At 44.2% G+C, this 19,468-nt stretch carries 16 protein-coding genes; 7 read left to right on the top strand and 9 right to left on the bottom strand.

Features of this window, described 5'->3' with window-relative positions; all coding sequences use genetic code 11:
* Positions 1 to 3: 3 nt before the first annotated feature.
* Positions 4 to 1,383 (top strand): sensor histidine kinase, encoded by a 1,380-nt coding sequence (locus ON006_RS08120; RefSeq protein WP_244818977.1) that lies wholly within the window; start codon positions 4 to 6, stop codon positions 1,381 to 1,383.
* Positions 1,384 to 1,750: 367 nt separating this feature from the next.
* Here the strand turns inward: ON006_RS08120 and ON006_RS08115 are convergent, their stop codons facing one another.
* From ON006_RS08115 to ON006_RS08105, 3 genes are all read right to left on the bottom strand, one after another.
* Positions 1,751 to 2,497 (bottom strand): acyl-CoA desaturase, encoded by a 747-nt coding sequence (locus ON006_RS08115; protein WP_244818978.1) that lies wholly within the window; start codon positions 2,495 to 2,497, stop codon positions 1,751 to 1,753.
* Positions 2,498 to 2,637: 140 nt separating this feature from the next.
* The gene (locus tag ON006_RS08110) at positions 2,638 to 3,312 is read right to left on the bottom strand and encodes a DUF4159 domain-containing protein (RefSeq protein WP_244818979.1); all 675 of its coding nucleotides are present in this window, start codon (positions 3,310 to 3,312) and stop codon (positions 2,638 to 2,640) included.
* Between the two features lie 12 nt (positions 3,313 to 3,324).
* Entirely contained in the window at positions 3,325 to 4,032 is a 708-nt protein-coding gene (locus ON006_RS08105; RefSeq protein ID WP_244818980.1) for an RsmE family RNA methyltransferase, read from the bottom strand.
* 393 nt (positions 4,033 to 4,425) lie between these two features.
* Between ON006_RS08105 and ON006_RS08100 the strand changes: the two genes are divergently transcribed.
* Positions 4,426 to 5,436, top strand: coding sequence for a glutamine synthetase beta-grasp domain-containing protein (locus ON006_RS08100; RefSeq protein ID WP_244818981.1), 1,011 nt, complete (start codon positions 4,426 to 4,428; stop codon positions 5,434 to 5,436).
* 224 nt (positions 5,437 to 5,660) lie between these two features.
* Here ON006_RS08100 and ON006_RS08095 read toward each other — a convergent pair whose 3' ends face one another.
* Both ON006_RS08095 and ON006_RS08090 read right to left on the bottom strand, forming a co-directional pair.
* Positions 5,661 to 6,215, bottom strand: coding sequence for a hypothetical protein (locus tag ON006_RS08095; RefSeq protein ID WP_244818982.1), 555 nt, complete (start codon positions 6,213 to 6,215; stop codon positions 5,661 to 5,663).
* A gap of 38 nt (positions 6,216 to 6,253) precedes the next feature.
* Positions 6,254 to 8,440, bottom strand: a complete 2,187-nt coding sequence (locus ON006_RS08090) for a glutamine synthetase III family protein (RefSeq protein ID WP_244818983.1) — start codon at positions 8,438 to 8,440, stop codon at positions 6,254 to 6,256.
* 148 nt (positions 8,441 to 8,588) lie between these two features.
* Here ON006_RS08090 and ON006_RS08085 point away from each other — a divergent pair, with 148 nt between their 5' ends.
* Together ON006_RS08085 and mtaB are read left to right on the top strand one after the other, a co-directional pair.
* Complete coding sequence (locus ON006_RS08085) at positions 8,589 to 10,424, top strand: LTA synthase family protein (RefSeq protein ID WP_244818984.1); 1,836 nt, start codon at positions 8,589 to 8,591, stop codon at positions 10,422 to 10,424.
* A 180-nt stretch (positions 10,425 to 10,604) separates the two neighbouring features.
* Positions 10,605 to 11,930 (top strand): tRNA (N(6)-L-threonylcarbamoyladenosine(37)-C(2))-methylthiotransferase MtaB, encoded by a 1,326-nt coding sequence (gene mtaB / locus ON006_RS08080; RefSeq protein WP_244818985.1) that lies wholly within the window; start codon positions 10,605 to 10,607, stop codon positions 11,928 to 11,930.
* 277 nt (positions 11,931 to 12,207) lie between these two features.
* Here mtaB and ON006_RS08075 read toward each other — a convergent pair whose 3' ends face one another.
* The 3 genes from ON006_RS08075 to ON006_RS08065 all read right to left on the bottom strand — a co-directional run bounded on the left by ON006_RS08075 (position 12,208) and on the right by ON006_RS08065 (position 15,476).
* Complete coding sequence (locus ON006_RS08075; protein WP_244818986.1) at positions 12,208 to 13,527, bottom strand: ammonium transporter; 1,320 nt, start codon at positions 13,525 to 13,527, stop codon at positions 12,208 to 12,210.
* Between the two features lie 45 nt (positions 13,528 to 13,572).
* The gene (locus ON006_RS08070) at positions 13,573 to 14,769 is read right to left on the bottom strand and encodes a porin (protein WP_244818987.1); all 1,197 of its coding nucleotides are present in this window, start codon (positions 14,767 to 14,769) and stop codon (positions 13,573 to 13,575) included.
* 359 nt (positions 14,770 to 15,128) lie between these two features.
* Positions 15,129 to 15,476: a 4Fe-4S binding protein gene (locus tag ON006_RS08065; protein WP_244818988.1), complete on the bottom strand. Its 348-nt coding sequence runs from the start codon at positions 15,474 to 15,476 to the stop codon at positions 15,129 to 15,131.
* Between the two features lie 129 nt (positions 15,477 to 15,605).
* Between ON006_RS08065 and ON006_RS08060 the strand changes: the two genes are divergently transcribed.
* Positions 15,606 to 16,628, top strand: coding sequence for an acyl-CoA reductase (locus ON006_RS08060; RefSeq protein ID WP_244818989.1), 1,023 nt, complete (start codon positions 15,606 to 15,608; stop codon positions 16,626 to 16,628).
* Here ON006_RS08060 and ON006_RS08055 read toward each other — a convergent pair whose 3' ends face one another.
* Entirely contained in the window at positions 16,629 to 17,432 is an 804-nt protein-coding gene (locus ON006_RS08055) for an alpha/beta hydrolase (protein WP_244818990.1), read from the bottom strand. It lies immediately after the preceding gene.
* Between the two features lie 101 nt (positions 17,433 to 17,533).
* On the opposite strand from ON006_RS08055, the gene ON006_RS08050 reads away from it, so the two are divergent.
* Together ON006_RS08050 and ON006_RS08045 are read left to right on the top strand one after the other, a co-directional pair.
* Positions 17,534 to 18,241, top strand: coding sequence for an esterase family protein (locus ON006_RS08050; RefSeq protein ID WP_244818991.1), 708 nt, complete (start codon positions 17,534 to 17,536; stop codon positions 18,239 to 18,241).
* A 32-nt stretch (positions 18,242 to 18,273) separates the two neighbouring features.
* Positions 18,274 to 19,467, top strand: coding sequence for an ATP-grasp domain-containing protein (locus ON006_RS08045; RefSeq protein ID WP_244818992.1), 1,194 nt, complete (start codon positions 18,274 to 18,276; stop codon positions 19,465 to 19,467).
* Position 19,468 lies beyond the last annotated feature (1 nt).

Genomic DNA, 19,468 nt, shown 5'->3' with positions numbered 1-19,468 from the left:
GATATGCAAATTCGAACCCGACTTACTGTTCAGTTTTCCTTGCTGGTAAGCGGTATCCTTTTGATTACTTTTTTTGCAATCTACTTCTTCTCCTACTACAACGTTACCGAGGATTTTTACGACCGGCTTCGCTCCAAAGCGAAGTCACAGGCCGAGCTGCTGCTAAAAGTACAAGTCCCCCTCATCAATTCGGAAGTACTGAAAGCACTGGATGAAACCAATCGCGATCTGATATACGATGAAAATATCTTCATTTTCGACGAAAAAAATCGTTTGATTTACAGCAATACGGCATCTCAATCCAAAGCATTGCACGTATCCAACTACTGGCTCGATGAAATCCGCAAAGCCGGCCAGATCCGGTACACCGACGGTGACTATAAAGTAGTGGGCCTTTATTACAAATATCCCTTCAACCGGGCTGTGGTCATGCTCGGAGCGAAAGATTTGTATGGGCAGGCCAACCTGTCCAACCTGAGCACTTTGCTGACAGTAATGTTCTTCATCGTAACCATCATTGTAGCGCTCGTAGGGTGGATATTTTCGAAAAGAGCATTGCGGCCAATATCCAAGGTAATGAATGCGGTAGAAGGTATTTTACCGCAAAAGCTCGATACGAGACTGGATGTTCCCAATCAGAAAGATGAAATAGGGCGCTTAACGACCACATTCAATAAGTTGCTGGACCGGATTGAGACCGCTTTTCAAATGCAAAAGATATTTGTGGCCAATGTCTCTCACGAGCTCAAAAACCCATTGACCAAAATGCGCTCACAGTTGGAGGTGAGCATGCTTAAAGAAAGAAATACGGCCGAGTACCAGCTCACGATACGATCTGTACTGGAAGACATCCACGAACTGGCGCAGCTCTCGAATACATTGCTGGAACTCGCAAAAGTAAGCGAGGACCAGCGTGACCTGCTCACGGAAACGACCCGGGTGGACGACCTGCTACTCGATTGCCGGCTAAGCCTGGCGCAAGCAAACCCGGCTTATAACATTATCCTCAATTTTGATGAACTGCCAGAGGATGATACCTGGCTGGAACTACCAGGCAACTCTACCCTGCTTAAAACTGCATTTTTGAACCTGATGGACAATGCCTGCAAGTTTTCAGATGACAACACGGTGACTGTCAGCCTCCTCGCTTCGCGCAGCCAGCTGGTACTCGGCTTTTCAGATCATGGGAAGGGTATTCCAAAGGAAGATCAGAGCCTGGTCTTTCAGCCTTTTTACAGAAGCGTCAACACGGCTAACATCAAAGGATACGGGATCGGGCTTTCGCTGGTGGAGCGGATCGTTAAGCTGCACAATGGTAATGTCTCCATTAATTCCAATCAGCCGAAGGGTACCACGTTTCGGGTAACTTTTTTGCGTCTCTAAGGAAATTCTAACTTATTATTAATGCCATTCTAAGTATTCCTTGATTTATTTGTATTGTCCTAAGAGATAGTACATCTGAGGGTATTGTTAAGGATTTCATTTTTTGTGGTGTTAATAAGCAAACTTGGCAGGTGTATCTCACACCTGCCAAAGTTTTTTTGTGGGGTACCCCAAACCTGTTTCTTAGTAAATGGGTGATAAAGGTCATTTATTGTCTTGTTTAGTCATTCGAAGCGGTCATTTATAGTTTTTAGTTAAAAGAAAAGGGTCGCATTAGCCTCAAAGACTATTTACAACCCTAACTATAAATGACAACACCTGACAACTAATGACGCATCAACGACCAGTCATTAACAAAACCTTTGACCTAGCTCTTCTTTCGAATTTCAATGATCTTCAACTTATTCAACATCTTAATCACCGGATAGGTTGGATCGACTTCGTACCATCTTGATCCGAAATTGATTGAATTTGGTTTCTTGTGGTGATTATTTTGAAACAACTCTCCCATCATTAGAAAGTCAAAAATCAGCGAGTTCTTTGATTTGTCGTCATTATCAAAGTTTTGATAACCGTATTTATGGCCGCTCCAGTTAACGATCGCTCCGTGAATAGGGCCCATCAGAAAATGTACAGGCAAAAGGAAAAAGAAGGCCCAATGCATATCCAGATAAATATAAGCAAGGATGTAGAATGCGGTGTATAACAAAGCCCAGCCGGAACGCGAAAGCCAGGAATCACCCAGCTTCTCGATAAACCTCCACTCAGGATAATTTCTCTCGAATTGTGACTCAATTGCTCTTTTTCGGCTCAACACCGCATTATAAATATTCTTGGTTTCCCACATCATCGTAAACACATTCTTAGTGTGATGTGGCGAGTGCGGATCTTTCTCAGTATCACTGAAAGCATGGTGCATGCGGTGAAGAATCGCGTAAGCTCTTGGACTTAAATAAGAGGAACCTTGTGAAAGATAAGTCAGCAAATAAAAGAACCGCTCCCATGGCTTGCTCATAATGAACATCTTATGAGCGGAGTAACGGTGCAGAAAAAAGGTTTGACAGAAAAGGGATAAATACCAATGTACAACAAAAACGGCAAGAACTATATACATGGAACCGGTTGGAATTTTTAATATACTATACTTTGTACAAAAGTAAGGGTAAGAGGTTAGAAAACCGAAATTTGAAAAACTAAATTTGGAATATATTTATAAAGCTACATCCAGAATTTTGCAACAAGCGCGCAATCTTCTTACAAGATCATAAATGCATAGCTCAGCAGGTTTGCGCCCATTTGCAGCGCCTTTCTGCGCATTTCTTCCGGATCGTTATAGACGCTCTGGTCTTCCCAGCCGTTACCCAGGTCGGTTTCATAGCTATAATAACACACCAGCCTGCCCTGCCAGATCAGCCCGAAACCCTGTGGCTGCTTGCCATCGTGCTCATGCACTTTGGGCAAACCTTCGGGAAAATGGTACTTCATGCGATAAACCTGGTGATCATAAGGAAGCTCTACAAAAGTCAATTCGGGGAAAACTTTCTTCATTTCCCTCCGGATAAACTGGTCGAGACCATAGTTGTCGTCGATGTGCAAAAATCCGCCCGATAGCAAGTAATTGCGTAGATTCTGCGCTTCAGCATCCGTAAAAACCACGTTCCCGTGACCCGTCATGTGCACGAACGGGTACGCGAAAATATCCGGGCTACCTACCTCCACTACATCCTCGACAGGATTGATATTCATTTTCAGTTCTGCATTGCAAAACTTGATCAGGTTTGGCAAAGACGTTTTATTAGCATACCAGTCACCGCCGCCGCCATATTTCAGCTTGGCGATTTTGAGTGAAGACTGCCCCTGGACAACCTGAAATCCACAAATCAAAACAATGAGGCAAGCAAACCGGTAACGAATGATGGATCGGGGCATGGTATTCAATATTTAAATGATTTGAGCCAGGTTAATGGCATGACAACCAGTCACAGCGGCCGTTTCAGTTCTTAATCTCGTCGGTCCCAGCGATACGGTGGTAAAACCATATTCCAGGGCCAGCGCAACTTCCTTTTCACTGAAATCACCTTCCGGGCCAATTAACAACGACGTGCTGCTATCCTTTTTAACCTTACTAAAAACGTGTTCCACCTTATTCTGGTCGGGTACATAGGCCATGAGCTTCACGGCTTCTGTCGCGCTTTTAATAAACGGTTCGTACTTGTTATTTACTGTAATGACAGGCAAATAATATTGCTGCGACTGTTTCATGGCCGATGCCGCGATCCGGTTGAGCCTACTGAGGTTAACCACCCTATTTATAGTCTCAGGATTAGTATGTTCCGTGATCAGAAAATCAATCCGCTCCACCCCAATTTCGGTCATTTTCTCCACCATCCATTCATTCCTTTCAGCCTTGCGTGTAGGTGCCACCGCGATGTGTACCGCAAAACTCCGACGCTCCATCAAGACCGACTCCACCACCTCGTAGCCTACCTTCCTGCCCTGGACATTCAAAATACATTTCTGCAAAAGTCCCCGGCCGTTTGTAACATGGATAATATCTCCCGAACCCAGCCTTAAAACCTTATAACTGTGCCTGGCCTCTTCTTCATCTAATTCAAAAAGTTTCGGGTCAGGCTGATAAAATAAATGCATTTCTCAGTAATATAGTAATATAAAAATCATCATTCGCTTTTTCAAAAATATAGAATAATTCCGCAATTGTGTAGAAAGCCCTATATATTATAAGTTCAGTTACTGATATGAGCGAAAGCAACCTGATTTATTGCATTTTATCACGATTGAATGTCTTTAACACTACATTTCACACCTATTGAATGGTATTTTACAGAAATTTCTCAATAATGGTAGTTTTTCAAATCCCACGCATTTTATAAGAATAATACATTTTTTACTGACAATACTACCATGAACACAATAATATTCTGCATATGGTTAATTTTTCTTAGTTTTTATTTTTTGGAAATACATTTTTGCATTAATATTGTGCCGTTATAATTATTCGTCACCACTTTATCTAGTACTATTATGTCAAAATCCAAGCTGGAATATATTTGGTTGGATGGCTACAAGCCGACCCAAAGTTTACGTAGCAAAACCAAAATTGAAAGCGATTTTAGTGGGAAATTGGAAGATTGCAGCAACTGGTCATTTGATGGTTCATCCACCGAACAAGCGCTTGGCGGTTCTTCTGACTGTTTATTGAAACCTGTTTACATTATCCCTGATCCATTGCGTAAAGATGCATATCTAGTAATGTGTGAAGTTCTTAATGCTGACGGAACTGCACACGTTTCTAACGGCCGTGCAACAATTGAAGATGATGACAATGATTTCTGGTTCGGTTTCGAGCAGGAATATTTCCTTTGGGACACTGAAACAAATAAACCACTTGGCTTTCCGGCAAATGGTTACCCTGCACCACAAGGACCATACTATTGCTCAGTAGGTGCAAACAATGCATTCGGCCGTGACATTATCGAAGAGCACCTTGACGCTTGTCTTGACGCGGGACTTAATGTAGAAGGTATCAATGCTGAGGTTGCAGCAGGACAGTGGGAATTCCAGATCTTCGCAAAAGGCGCGAAAGAAGCCGGTGACCAAATCTGGCTTGGCCGTTACTTGCTTGAAAGAATCGGTGAAAAATATGGTGTTGCTATCAACTGGCATTGCAAGCCTTTGGGCGAGCTTGACTGGAACGGAAGCGGAATGCACGCTAACTTCTCAAACACAGCTTTGAGAACTGCGGGTAGCAAAGAAGTATTCGACAAAGTTTGCGAATCTTTCCGTCCGGTAGTGAAAGAACACATCGAAGTTTACGGTGCTGATAACCACCTTCGTCTGACTGGAAAGCACGAAACTGCTTCTATCCACGATTTCAGCTACGGTGTTTCTGACCGTGGTGCTTCTATCCGTATCCCTGTTCTTGTTCCTCAAAAAGGATGGAGCGGATACCTGGAAGATCGTCGTCCAAACTCTGCTGCTGATCCTTACAAAGTTGCAGCTCGTATCATCAAGACTGTTAAATCTGCTCTATAATCGCAGACCAACATATAACGTCAAAAAAACCACCTTCCGGTGGTTTTTTTGTTTGTAAGGATTTTAAAATCGTGGAGCGACGTAATATCGGTAGCAAAATTACGGGTATGCGCGATTTTAAAAAATCCCAGAGGGATGTAACGTAGTACATGACGTTACATCCCTCTGGGATTTCGTTATTATCATCACATTTTTCCCTACCAAAATTTCATCCTTCTGGGATTTTAATCCTGCTCTTCGCTTCCTGTAAATGAGTAAAGCGTCGCATCGAGCTGGATCCTGCCCGCATTAAAGCGGATGATGAAATCGTTGATAGTCTTCTCATTGATCTCGGTTTTATTTAAACCTACTTCCAGACCGATCCCGTATTCGAACTGATCGTCAATTTCAATGTGTTCGCGAACTGTAATTTCTTCATTCTCCTCAATTTCCTCAATAAATTCCGTCAGTAAAATTTCAGCTTCTTCTTCCTGTTCCGGGCTGATTTTATAATTTTCAGGGCGCTCGTCCTGAGAAATGTAATTTGGAATCTCCTTTTTCAATCTTTCCAGCGCGGCATCATATACCAGCGTGGAATGATGCAACCTCAATGTATAGATCAAGGCATCATAGATCACTTCCTTCTCCTTGTAGTATCCAACGAACTGAACATGAGCGTGTTCATTATTTTCCTCTTCGTCCTCTTCAAATTCGTCCTCAACATAAGTAAAGTTTAATCGCTCTGCTTTGCATTCTCTTTTCAGCTGAGCAATTTCTTCTGGATCAAATCCCGGATTCATAATCTTCTATTATTTAATAATTAGCGTTATGTGCAAATTTATTCCAAAAATAACATTTCGCGATACTTTGCCAAAGGCCAGTCTTCATCATCGATCAATAATTCCAGCTTATCGACGTGATACCGGATCTCATCAAAGAAGCGTTTTACCTCTGATCCATAGTATTTTGCCCTTTCAAACAGGTCCTCAATGTTATTGGCTGTTTTACGGCCCTCCGTCATTTCATGTACCAATCGTTTGATCACAACAATGTGAGAAGAAATGTCCTTGATAATTTCCTTGATCGGGGCGGCTTCTTCCAACATTTCCAGGTCTGTTAACGATCGGGCCGTCTGCGCAAGTTTGAACTGGTATTTGACTACTGTCGAAACAATGTGATTGAGCGCCAGATCGCCGATAACGCGCGATTCAATCTGTAACTTTTTAACATAATTTTCAAGTTCGATCTCGTACCTCGCATGCAGTTCGCGCGAGGTCAACACACCCATTTTCTCAAAAGCATTAATGGTCTTGTCGGTGGTATAGGCATACAACGCATCGTAGGTTTCACGAATATTGCTCAATCCGCGGCTTTTCGCCATTTCGATCCATTCGTCCGAGTAGCCATTTCCTTCAAAAAGAATGTTTTTCGATTCGGTAAAATACCTTTTCAGGATTTCCACGGTCGCTACTTTTTTCTCTTCACCGGCCGCTAACCTTTCATCCATTTCTTTTTTGAACTCCATAAGCTGATTGGCCACAATGGTATTCAAAACGATCATGGGGGATGCGCTGTTCTGAGAGCTTCCCACCGCGCGGTACTCAAATTTATTACCTGTAAAACAGAATGGCGACGTTCGGTTACGGTCGGTATTATCTCTCTGCAAATTAGGTATCCGCGTGATTCCCAGCTTATAGTAGAAGTTTTCGCCCTTTTCCAATGTAATTTCGCCCTTGTTGACAAGTTCTTCCAGCATATTGGTCAGATCCTTACCCAGGAATACCGATACAATGGACGGAGGAGCCTCATTAGCCCCGAGCCGATGCTCATTACCGGCAGAAGAAATGGAAGCCCGCAGCAAGTCCGCATGGTCATGAACGGCTTTCACCACATTCATCAAAAACGTAAGAAAGCGCAGGTTCTCCTTGGGTTTGGAAGTAGGCGCCAGAAGATTGATGCCCGTGTCTGTTGACAGTGACCAGTTATTATGCTTTCCACTGCCGTTGATTCCCGCAAAAGGTTTTTCATGAAACAGTACCTGAAAATTATGCTTATCCCCCACTTTCTGCATCAGGTCCATCAGCAATGCATTGTGATCAATGGCCAGGTTAACCTCTTCAAAAGTCGGGGCACATTCAAACTGTCCCGGCGCCACCTCGTTATGTCTGGTGCGAACAGGTATACCCAATTTCAATGCTTCGAATTCAAAGTCTACCATGAATGCATTCACCCGCGGTGAAATGGAACCAAAGTAATGATCGTCCAGCTGCTGGCCGCGTGCCGGGCTGTGCCCAAACACCGTACGGCCCGCCATCAACAAATCAGGTCTGGCATAATATAGCGCCTTGTCTACCAGAAAATATTCCTGCTCAATGCCCAGCGTTGGCGTTACCTTATCCACATCACGGTTAAAAAACTGGCAAACGCCGGTAGCAGCCTTGTCAAGCATAACCAGCGAGCGCAGCAATGGCGCTTTATAATCCAGCGCCTCTCCCGTGTAGGAAATGAAAACCGAAGGAATACAGAGCGTCTTTCCCCCTGCCCCGTTATCCATTAAAAAAGCGGGCGAGCTCGGGTCCCAGCCTGTGTAACCTCTTGCTTCGAAGGTTGCACGTAAGCCTCCGCTCGGAAATGAGGAAGCATCCGGTTCCTGCTGAACCAACGCACTTCCCTTGAATTTTTCAACAGCCTTTCCGTCAATCGTGAGATCAAAAAAGGAATCGTGTTTTTCGGCGGTGGTACCGGTCAATGGCTGAAACCAGTGCGTATAATGTGTTGCGCCTTTGGAAATGGCCCAGGACTTCATGGCGGCCGAAACTTCGTCTGCTACCTCCCGGTCAATCGTGGAGCCGGAACGGATCGCGTTTGAAATCTTCGTGTAAGCCTCTGCTGAAAGCAAGGTCTTCATGACGTCATCACTAAAAGTATTACTACCGTATAAGTCAGCTACTCTTTCTGTGGGAGGGGTTAGTACCGGGGCAACACGGCCTTGCGCAATCTCAAAAGCCTTTGAACGAAAAGTCATTTATATATTGATTTATATTAATTCTCCCCAAAATTATTTATTTAAGAACACGATCAACAATTCTTCACCAGATTTTCATTTTAAATAACCTCTTATGACTATCCGTTAGCCCATTTTTCGGAACTTTGCGAATTGTTCCAAGACACCAATGCGCAAAAGATTAGAATTTCTGGCCTTATATGGACTGAGCTGGGTGCTGTTTTTTCAGTTTTTCCGTGTTCTTTTTCTTATTTACCATTATAAAAAAACGATTGAGCTGCCATCTTTCCTTTGGGTCAGCAGTGCCCGGCACGGCTTGCAGATGGACGTTTCTTTCGCTTCCTACATACTCGTCATCCCAACATTACTACTTGTTTTCACGGCAAACAAATGGAAATGGTATAATAAGACCCTGTCCATTTACAGCCTTGTCGTCTCCTTCTTCATTACCCTGCTGGTCGTAACTGATCTTGAACTGTTTAAGGCCTGGGGCTTCCGGATTGATGGTACCTCATTGCATTACCTTGAAACACCCGTAGAGGCCTGGGCTTCCATGGGCGCCGCACCTGTTTTCCCACTTCTAGCTCTTTTTGGGGTATTGTTCTATCTGGTTTACAGGATCCTGAAAACCATTATTGAACGCACCACGGCGTCATTCCGTAAAGTTGGGTTCGGCTATACCATTCCTGTTTTCATTATTTTGGCGGGTAGTCTCATCATACCCATTCGCGGGGGATTACAGCTGGCGCCTATGAATGAGAGTGCGGTGTTTTTCAGTGACAAAAGCTTTGCCAATTATGCCGCTGTAAATGTCCCCTGGAATTACATGAGCTCACTTCTCAATGCGAGTTATTCCAAAAGTAACCCATTCGTTTACTACGATGAGAAGCAGGCCGATCAAATGGTATCGTCGCTTTACAACAGCACAGGTGCAACCGAGCAGGTGATCGACACGACTGGAAAAGTGAATGTGGTCGTCATTATCTGGGAGAGTTTTACGGCGAAAGTAGCAGCCGGACTGGGTGGCGTAAAAAATGTAACGCCACAGTTTGAAAAGCTTTCAAAAGAAGGCATGCTGTTCACCAATGTGTACGCCAGCGGCAACCGGAGCGACAAAGGTATGGTTGCAATCCTGAGCGGGTACCCGGCACAGCCCACCAATTCCATTATCAAGATCCCGAAAAAAACCATCTCATTGCCTTCGCTACCGAAGGAATTTAAGAAAAATGGCTGGTACACATCATTCTATTATGGCGGTGAGACCGAGTTTGCAAACATGAAATCCTATTTTCTTCAGCAAGGATTCGACAAGATTATTGATAAAAATGATTTTGGTGCCGCTGATATGAATTCCAAATGGGGAGCACATGATCATATTGTACTAAACCGGCTCCTGGGTGACCTGGATACACAGAAACAGCCCTTTTTCAGCACATTATTTACATTAAGCAGTCACGAACCTTTCGAAGTGCCGGTCAAAACCGTTATTGAAGGCAAAGACCCTGAGCATTTATTTTTGAATGCGCATCATTACACCGATGCTTCGATCGGAGATTTTATAACAAAAGCCAAGACAAAACCCTGGTGGAAGAATACGCTGCTGATCATCATCGCGGACCACGGACACCCGCTTCCTGAAACTCAAAAAGGCAAACCGGCCGAATTCCATATTCCAATGCTTTGGCTTGGCGGCGCACTGAAAAAGAAGAATGTACAGATTGATAGCCTTGCTTCGCAAACTGATCTGGCAGCAACATTGCTGAACCAGGTACATTTGCCAGCGCAGACATTCTCTTGGAGCAATGATATTTTCAGGAAAGATCGTAACGCCTTTGCTTACTTCGCATTTAACAATGGCCTGGGCTGGATGAAACCGGACGGATTTCTGGTCAGGGACAATATCGGAGGAAATATAATTGAAAGAAAAGGAACACTGAATGTAAAGGAGGAAGATTTAGGCAAAGCTTACTTGCAGGCTTCGTTTTCGGATTATTTGAAAAGGTAATGAGGGGCAGTCAGCATTCGGCGGTCAGACATCGGCGATCATAGTAATGCTGGGAAGTAGCTTTTCGGCCCAATCCAGCCGATAGCCGACGGCCGATTGCTGACGGCCAAAGTCTCACAGCCGACCGCTGAAAGCCGATAGCCGGTAAATTTTCGTACTTTTGCAGAATATTTGAAAACAATGAAAAAAGTCGCTTTTTATACATTAGGCTGTAAACTGAATTATTCTGAGACATCCTCTATCGGCAGGATGTTTGAGCAAAAAGGGTATACGAAAGTTGAATTCAACGAAAAGCCTGATATTTTTATCATCAACACTTGCTCCGTTACTGAAAATGCGGACAAAAAGTGTCGTAAGATCGTCCGTGAAGCACAAAAGATCAATGCAGACGGATATGTGGCGATCATCGGATGCTATGCCCAATTGAAACCCAAAGAAATTTCTGAAATCCCCGGTGTGGATGCCGTGCTCGGCGCAGCGGAGAAGTTCAGACTGGTGGAACTGATCGATACATTTGAAAAAACACCTCTGGGGCGACCCGCGCAGGTGATTGCTTCGCATATTGACAATGCCGTTGAATACCACACGTCATATTCTCTCAACGATCGTACACGTACATTCCTGAAAGTGCAGGACGGCTGTGACTATCCCTGCTCCTACTGCACCATTCCGCTGGCGAGAGGTAAAAGCCGATCGGATACCATAGAAAATATTGTGAAAGCGGCCAGAGAAATCGCGGCCAGGGATGTGAAGGAAATTGTGTTGACGGGCGTGAACATCGGCGATTTCGGTTTACAGAATGGTGAGAGAAAAGAAACATTCCTCGATTTGGTGAAAGCACTGGATGAAGTAGAGGGGATTCTCAGGTTCCGGATTTCATCCATCGAACCCAATCTGCTGACTGACGAGATCATTGAATTTGTAGCGCAGTCTAAACGCTTCGCGCCACATTTTCACATTCCGTTACAATCTGGTTCCAATAAAGTACTCGGGTTGATGAAGCGCCGCTACAAACGTGAGCTTTACACCGAACGTGTCGCAAAAATCAAGTCGCTAATGCCGGACTGCTGCATTGGTGTGGACGTGATCGTAGGACATCCGGGAGAAACCCGCGAGCTTTTTGAAGAAAGTTATAACTTCCTCAACGAACTGGATATTTCCTACCTGCACGTTTTCACTTACTCTGAGCGGGAGAATACAGCGGCACTAGCGATCAGGCCCATCGTCCAGAAGGGTGAAAGAGCGGAGCGTTCGAAAATGCTGCATATATTGTCCGAAAAGAAAAAACGGTTCTTCTATGAGCAGCAAATTGGCAAACAAGCTGTCGTGCTCTTTGAAGACGAGATCCAGAATGGACAAATGCTTGGATTTACTGAGAACTACGTTCGCGTAGCGGTGAAGTACGATCCATTGCTCATCAACGAGACGAAGGAAATCGTCTACGATCACATTAATGGCGAAGGACTAATGGAGGTGACGGAAATGGAAGAGATACTGGTGCATTGAAATTAATGGTCATTTATTGTCATTAGTCGTCAAGAATAGTCATTAGTCGTCATTTATTGTCATTAGTCGTCAAGAATAGTCATTGATTGTCATTAGTCGTCATTGATAGTTATCGGTAGCGACTAAATGACAACACTTGACAATAAATGACCACACCTGACAATTCCTGACCACACCTAACCACCCTTGACAATTCCTGACCACACCTGACCACAAAAATAGAGATCCAGGAAACGTTTCCTGGATCTCTATTTTTTATATATAACGTTAAGTAAAATTACGCCTCAACAAGGAACTCATCGTGTTGGCTGATGTCAAGACCAGCTTTTTCATCTTGCTCAGAAACACGCAGCGGTAGGATAAGGTCAGTGATTTTAAGCAATAGCAGTGAGCCACCGAATGCGAAAACAGATACACCTACCAGGGCAATTACGTGATTGATAAACAAAGTTGTTTCTCCGAACGCAAGACCTTGGTCAGTTACCAGAGAGTTTACACCGCTTGTAGCGAACACACCGGTCATCAACATACCTACCATACCACCTACGCCATGGCAAGGGAATACGTCAAGGGTGTCATCCAATGTAGAACGTGTACGAAGGTGAGCAACATAGTTACTGATTACAGCAGCGATGGTACCGATGAAAAGAGATGCAGGAACAGTTACGAAACCAGCAGCAGGAGTGATAGCTACCAAACCCACAACTGCACCGATACAGAAACCAAGCGCTGAAACTTTTTTACCTCTTGCTACATCGAAAAGTACCCAAGACAAACCAGCAGCACCAGCGGCAGTGTTAGTAGTTGCGAAAGCAGAAACGGCCAAAGGAGAAGCTGTCAAAGCAGAACCGGCGTTGAAACCGAACCATCCGAACCAAAGTAAACCTGTTCCCAAAAGAACGAAAGGAATGTTTGCAGGAGGCAATACATGATCTTCCATCAGAGACTTACGTCTTTTCAGGTAAAGAGCACCAGCCAATGCAGCCCATCCAGCAGACATGTGAACAACAGTTCCACCAGCAAAGTCAAGCACACCCATTTTGAAAAGGATACCATCAGCATGCCATGTCATGTGAGCCAATGGAGAGTAAATGAAGATACAGAAAAGGATAATGAACAACACGTAAGAACGGAAGTTAACACGCTCAGCCATAGAACCAGTTACCAATGCAGGTGTGATAACCGCGAACTTCATCTGGAACATTGCGAACAAAGCGAAAGGAATAGTACCCCAAACTGGTCCGTCCAATACACCTTTGAACATGAAGTGAGTCGTCGGGCTTCCAATAAATCCACCAATGTCGTCACCAAATGCGATACTAAATCCTACAACAACCCATAACACACTGATCACGCCCATTGCGATAAAGCTTTGAAGCATGGTAGAAATAACATTCTTGTTATTAACCATTCCTCCGTAGAAATAAGCAAGACCAGGAGTCATGAGTAATACAAGCGCAGACGATACAAGCAGCCACGCGGTGTCACCAGAGTTAATACCTTCGGTGACAATCTGTGTCGGAACATTGGGTACGAAGGCACCGAGGATGCTGATTACCAGTAAAATAATCAGTGGAATGAAATTACGTTTTTCCATTGTAGTTAATTGTTATTATAGATTAAGAAGGTATTTGTAATATACTTAGAATTTATAAATAAACGCTAGTCCGAAAGTTGTCTGGCTGTTTTTGGTCCAGTTGCCATCTGAGTCCTGGAATTGTTGCGCTTCACCTGCTCCTTTAACCTTTGGATAAGCATCCAGGCGGAATTCAGGCTTAACTAGGATATGTCCGTCGGCCAGGCTGATGTTACCAGTTAAAGTAACTGAGTTAACCTTTGTTCCAAGTCCTGCGGGCGTCAACAATCCACGAACACCGTTATCATTGTTAAAATATTCGTAGCGGGCACCGATTCCAAAGTTGTCAGTCAAGGCTGAGTTGGCATAAATTGCGAAACCGCTCCATGATTCTGAATCGACAGGTCCGCCATAACCCTGATAATCTCCTTTTTGGCTTCCGTATGCAGCATTAAGACCAAGCAGGAATTTCGGAGTGATCTGGAAGCTGGTTGTCAAATCAAAAACCTGGTAGAAACCATCTGGCTGTTTTCCAGTACTGTCGATGGAATTTGCTTCATTACTTCCGATGTAGTTCAGATATACATTCCAGTTTTCAACTGGTTTGAAGTACAATTGACTGATGAATCCTTTCTTGCGGTTGTTATCACCGAGTCCATCCACGTTATTGACAAGACCCACCATTAAAGATGCTCTGTCAGAAAACGCGTAGGTTGCTTTCAAACCTGCGTGGTAAAAAGGTCCGTTGTTAAATAAGTTAGAAAGTGAGTAGTTGAAGTTGGCAGGGGCGTCGATAACCTCATAACCAATGTGAGTTCCGAACTGACCGGCGGTCATCGAAAACTTGTCTGTGAATTTGTAAGTGAAATAAGCTTGTTTGATCGCGAGCGCGGTGTTGAACAATGCGTTTCCATAGTTACCCAGGTTAGCATTAGGACCAAATGTCAAATCAACTACGGCTTCTGATTTAGCATTGGTGTAAACCACTTTTGTCTGAACCAGACCCAACGAGAACTGTCCTGATTTCTGGTCAAATACGCGCGCATTGGTTGCACCCATGTTGGACCTTGACGCTGGCTTATTGAAGTTAGCCATGTAATAGGAATCCAGATAACCGGAAAATGCAAATGCGCCCTGCGCCTCCTCTTCTACCTCTGCCACAATTATTGTATCTGCCTTAACTGCCTTTTTGTCATCACCCGACTTTGCAAAAGTCAAAAAAGGAACCATCAAAGATAATACTGTACAATAGACTTTTTTCATAATTATATTCTGTTTAAGTTAATATTACTCTCCGGCTGTATTACTGGATCAAATATTGTACTTAAATTATATTTATCAAATATAATCAGTTGTTTTTATATAAAAAAATACAATTATCATGATTTTTTACTCTTTTTTATCGTTTTATAAACATAAAATGGTCAAAAACGACCTTTTACATTGAAAATTAATATTCTGTATATGATCCAATAAACAGAATATTATAAACAGCTGATGGTTATACTTATTAAGAAATTTTATTATTATAATGACATTTTAGAAAAGGTAAGGGCAAAAAAAAGCCCCGCTTGTAGCGGGGCTTCCATCTGGGCTTCAAAATCTTATTTGGTCAACACGTTTTATTCACCGTGCATCCATGCTTTTTTGGCAAGCAGCGTTTCCTCTTCTTCTTCGTTATCCGGATCCGGAACACAGCAATCTACCGGACAAACGGCTGCACACTGCGGCTCTTCATGAAAACCAACGCATTCCGTACACTTATCAGAAACTATATAGTAAAATTCGTCCGAAACAGGGGATTGCTTTTCTTTACCACTTACGACAGTGCCATCGCCAAAATCCACTTCGTCCAGACTGGTTCCATCGCCCCAAGTCCATTCTACACCTCCTTCATAAATTGCTGTGTTGGGGCACTCTGGCTCGCACGCCCCACAATTTATGCATTCATCGGTTATCATTATAGCCATAGTCGCCGGATTGTTTATATTTGTTGCTATTCTTCTGTTTAGAGTAACAAATATAACTATTTATAGTTTCCCAACAATCAGAAAAATAAAAACAGCACCCGCAATAAAACTATTTAGAGTTCAATTAGAATGATATCAAGAATTAAGAGAATAAACGCGTTTATAAATCTTGGCAAATTCATCACCGACACCGAAAACGAGCAGCTTATTGAAGACTGGATTGCCGCTGCCAGAAGCAAAAATAACTGGTTTACGCCGTCTAATGTAGCCATGTCGTTGCGCGCAATCGCTACATCATATCTTAATGAAGAAGCGTTGCGCGAATGGGCCGGGCAATATTCCGAGCCCTCGTCTTTCCAAAAAATTGGGGTAGTGATGGCCGGCAATATACCCGCCGTAGGTTTTCACGACGCATTGTGTGTGCTGATCAGCGGCCATACGCTGCTGGTAAAGCCCAGCTCGGACGACGAAATGCTCATCCGCGCGATCCTGAATGCACTGATCTCTATTGAACCGGAATTTAAAAAGTGCATTCAATTCGCAGAACGCCTCAATGCATCGGATGCATATATTGCGACGGGAAGCAATAACACAGCCCGGTACTTTCATTACTATTTCGCTAAAAAACCCAATATCATCCGCAAAAACCGCACATCGATCGCTATCCTGACCGGTAACGAAAGCGTGGAAGAATTAAAAAACCTGGGCAGGGATGTATTTCAATACTTTGGGCTGGGATGCCGCAATGTTTCCAAGCTATATGTCCCTGAAGGATATGACTTTACCAAGTTCTACGAGTCTGTCGAGGAGGTCTCAGCAGATTATCTGAACCACCACAAATACTTCAACAACTACGAATACAACAAATCCATTTTCCTGGTCAACCGGGTACCCCATTTTGACAATGGTTTTCTGCTGATCACCGAAAGCAGGTCTCTGGTTTCTGCGATCAGTGTGCTTCATTATGAAACATACGGCTCTTTGAGAGAGGTGCAGGCACTTATAGCAGAAAATGAGGATCAAATTCAATGTGTAGTCGGTACCAGCGCAGTCAATATCCCAGGCTTGCTCCCACCGGGAACCGCCCAGCAGCCCGGCCTTTCCGACTATGCTGACTCGGTAGACACGATGGCGTTTCTATCCGGCTTATAATTATTCCTGGTCAATGCCCGACATCCATTCCAAAAAGTCGGGCAGCACTGTGGCCCAGGTTTGCGGGTTATGCCTACCTTCCGCCACTTCCAGATAAAAAACTTCTTTGTTCCACCCATATCCTTTTCGTTCCAGTTCAGCGATGCACTCCAATGTATCCTGAATGGAGTCTATGACCCCATCACCGTCGCGGTCATCGTATTCGTCGAGGCTACCACATTGAAACCAGAATCTCAGTCCCGGTTTTGCTGCCGAGTTCCGTATCTGGCGATGCATGATCCGGTCGGAATCGCTATAACCTTCATTTAGTGCTTTTTGCCTCCACCACAACGCACCGGAAAATACACCAGCCGCTGAAAATATGTCAGGATGGTTCCATACAATGTCCAGCGCCATCAAACCGCCAAGCGAAAAACCTGCGTGAGTAATGCCGGACATTTTAATGTTATAATGATTTTTCAAAAATGGAAGCAACTCTTGCAAAACGAAGCTAGTGGTTGCGCCAGCTTTGTTCCCCCTGTCGGCATAATCGGGCTGAACCGATGTACCGTATTCATAGATCCGGTCATGATTTGCGTGTATGCCAACTACTATAAACGGCTTGCCGGAAAGCCGCTCCAACAATGCAGCCATACCCAGGGCTTCAAAATCCTGACCATCATTAAACAGCAGCAATGGGTAGAGCCGAACCGGATCATACGCGGCAGGAAGCAACACGGAAATGGTCACTTCCCTGTCCAGGAAAGTCGAATGAACGTATTGGATGGATGATAAAATCTGCGAACTGGAAGAATTCAAACTCACTTGCCTGGGGATAATAACGGAATTGAAACCTGCAAGTTATTAATTTGCTTCCTATGATTTGTTTTGTATATTTCATTTGTCAAATATTAAACGCCCGCCATTTGGAAGAGAAGCATATTAAATACTACTCTCATCATCTCGATAGGGATGTTGACATGCTTGTCTACGGCAGCTGGGGTTATCCAATTCTACTTTTTCCAACAACGCTCGGACGCTATTACCAGGCCAAAGACATGGGTCTGATCGAGTCTGTGAGAGCATTGGTCGACTCAGGAAAATACAAAATCTATTGTGTCGATTCCATTGATTCAGAATCGTGGTATGCCAAGCATCTCAACCCTCAGTACCGGGTTTTGAACCACGTACAGTATGACAAATTTTTGAACAATGAGCTGGTACCTTATATAAGGAATGAATGTAATGTCGGCAAGATCGGGGTTGCGGGTTGCAGCTTCGGCGGTTTTCATGCTGCTAATTTCGCATTCAAACACCCCGACCAGGTGGCGTATCTTGTGAGCATGAGCGGCGCTTTCGATATCCGGAGCTTTACCGACGGCTTTTATGATGATACCGTCTATTTCAATAACCCTATCGATTTCATGCCTAATGAACAGGGCTGGCGTTACGGGCACATGAAAATCGTACTGGGCACCTCCGAGTGGGACATTTGCCTAGATAGCAACATTAAAATGTCCGGCATTTTGAGTGCCAACGGAATCGACCACTGGCTTGATATCCGCGGCTGGGAAAAACATGACTGGCCACTTTGGAATAAAATGTTCCCCGATTACCTGTCAAGAATCCTCTAAGAATTAAGTAAAAACAAAACAGAAACCAGACTATGAAAAAAATTGGAATTTTGTTCGGAATGGAAAACACTTTTCCAAACGCATTTATTGAAAGAGTCAACAGCAAAGGAGAAAGCGGGATCATAGCAGAGGCAGTAACTATTGACAAAGTAATTCAGGCCGGACCGACCGAGTACGCGGTCATTATCGACCGGATTTCACAGGACGTACCATTTTACAGGGCTTTTCTCAAGAATGCAGCTATATCCGGTACAGCGGTGATCAACAACCCGTTTTGGTGGAGCGCCGATGAAAAGTTTTTCAACAATGCATTAGCGGAAAAAATCGGGGTACCGGTCCCTAAAACCGTTTTGTTGCCTTCAAAACAGCGTCCAGAGAATACTTCCGAAACTTCGTTCCGTAACCTGGCTTTTCCAATGGCCTGGGAAGAGATATTTCAGTACGTCGGTTTCCCTGCCTATATGAAACCGCATGATGGCGGTGGCTGGAAAAGCGTTTACAAAGTGGTTAACCCGCAGGATATGTGGCACAAACATGAGGAAACGGGGCAGCTGGTGATGATGTTGCAGGAGGAAATCGAGTTCGAAGATTACTTCCGTTGTTACTGTATCGGCCAAAAAGATGTGCTCATCATGCCTTACGAGCCGCGTAACCCGCACCATTTGCGGTATGCTACTGAAATGAAAACGACGGGAGAAGCCCGCGAAAAACTGCTTGAAACAATCAGAGATTACACATTGAAACTGAATGTAGCCCTAGGCTACGATTTCAATACGGTCGAATTCGCCGTACGCGACGGCATACCCATCGCAATCGATTTCTGCAATCCAGCGCCCGACGCAGATATCTATTCCGTTGGCCCCGATAATTTTGAATGGGTAGTGGAAGCCGCAGCCAATATGGCCATCGAGCGTGCTAAAAAGCAGATTCCCGGCCAGACTAACCTTACCTGGGGGTCATTTATCAATGATGCTGTGAGTATTCCAGCCGTTGCTCCTGTACCTGCGGTCGCCCAACCAGTGGCTGTGGAACCAGAACCAGTAGCTACCCCACCGGTAGACACTGCCAAAGAGGTTAAAGTAAAAGCAGTTACTCCTAAAAAAGCCACAAAAGCTGCTACTGCGAAAGCGCCGGAGCCAGTGGCTGAGCCAGAGCCCAAGATTCCAACCAAAAAAGCAGCAGTTACCAAAGCTCCTGCCAAAAACTCCAAGATCAAGAAATCATAAC

Origin of the sequence: Dyadobacter pollutisoli (genome assembly GCF_026625565.1) — a bacterium.
Classification (GTDB): Bacteria; Bacteroidota; Bacteroidia; order Cytophagales; family Spirosomataceae; genus Dyadobacter; species Dyadobacter pollutisoli.
This window is presented reverse-complemented; position numbering and strand designations above follow the sequence as displayed.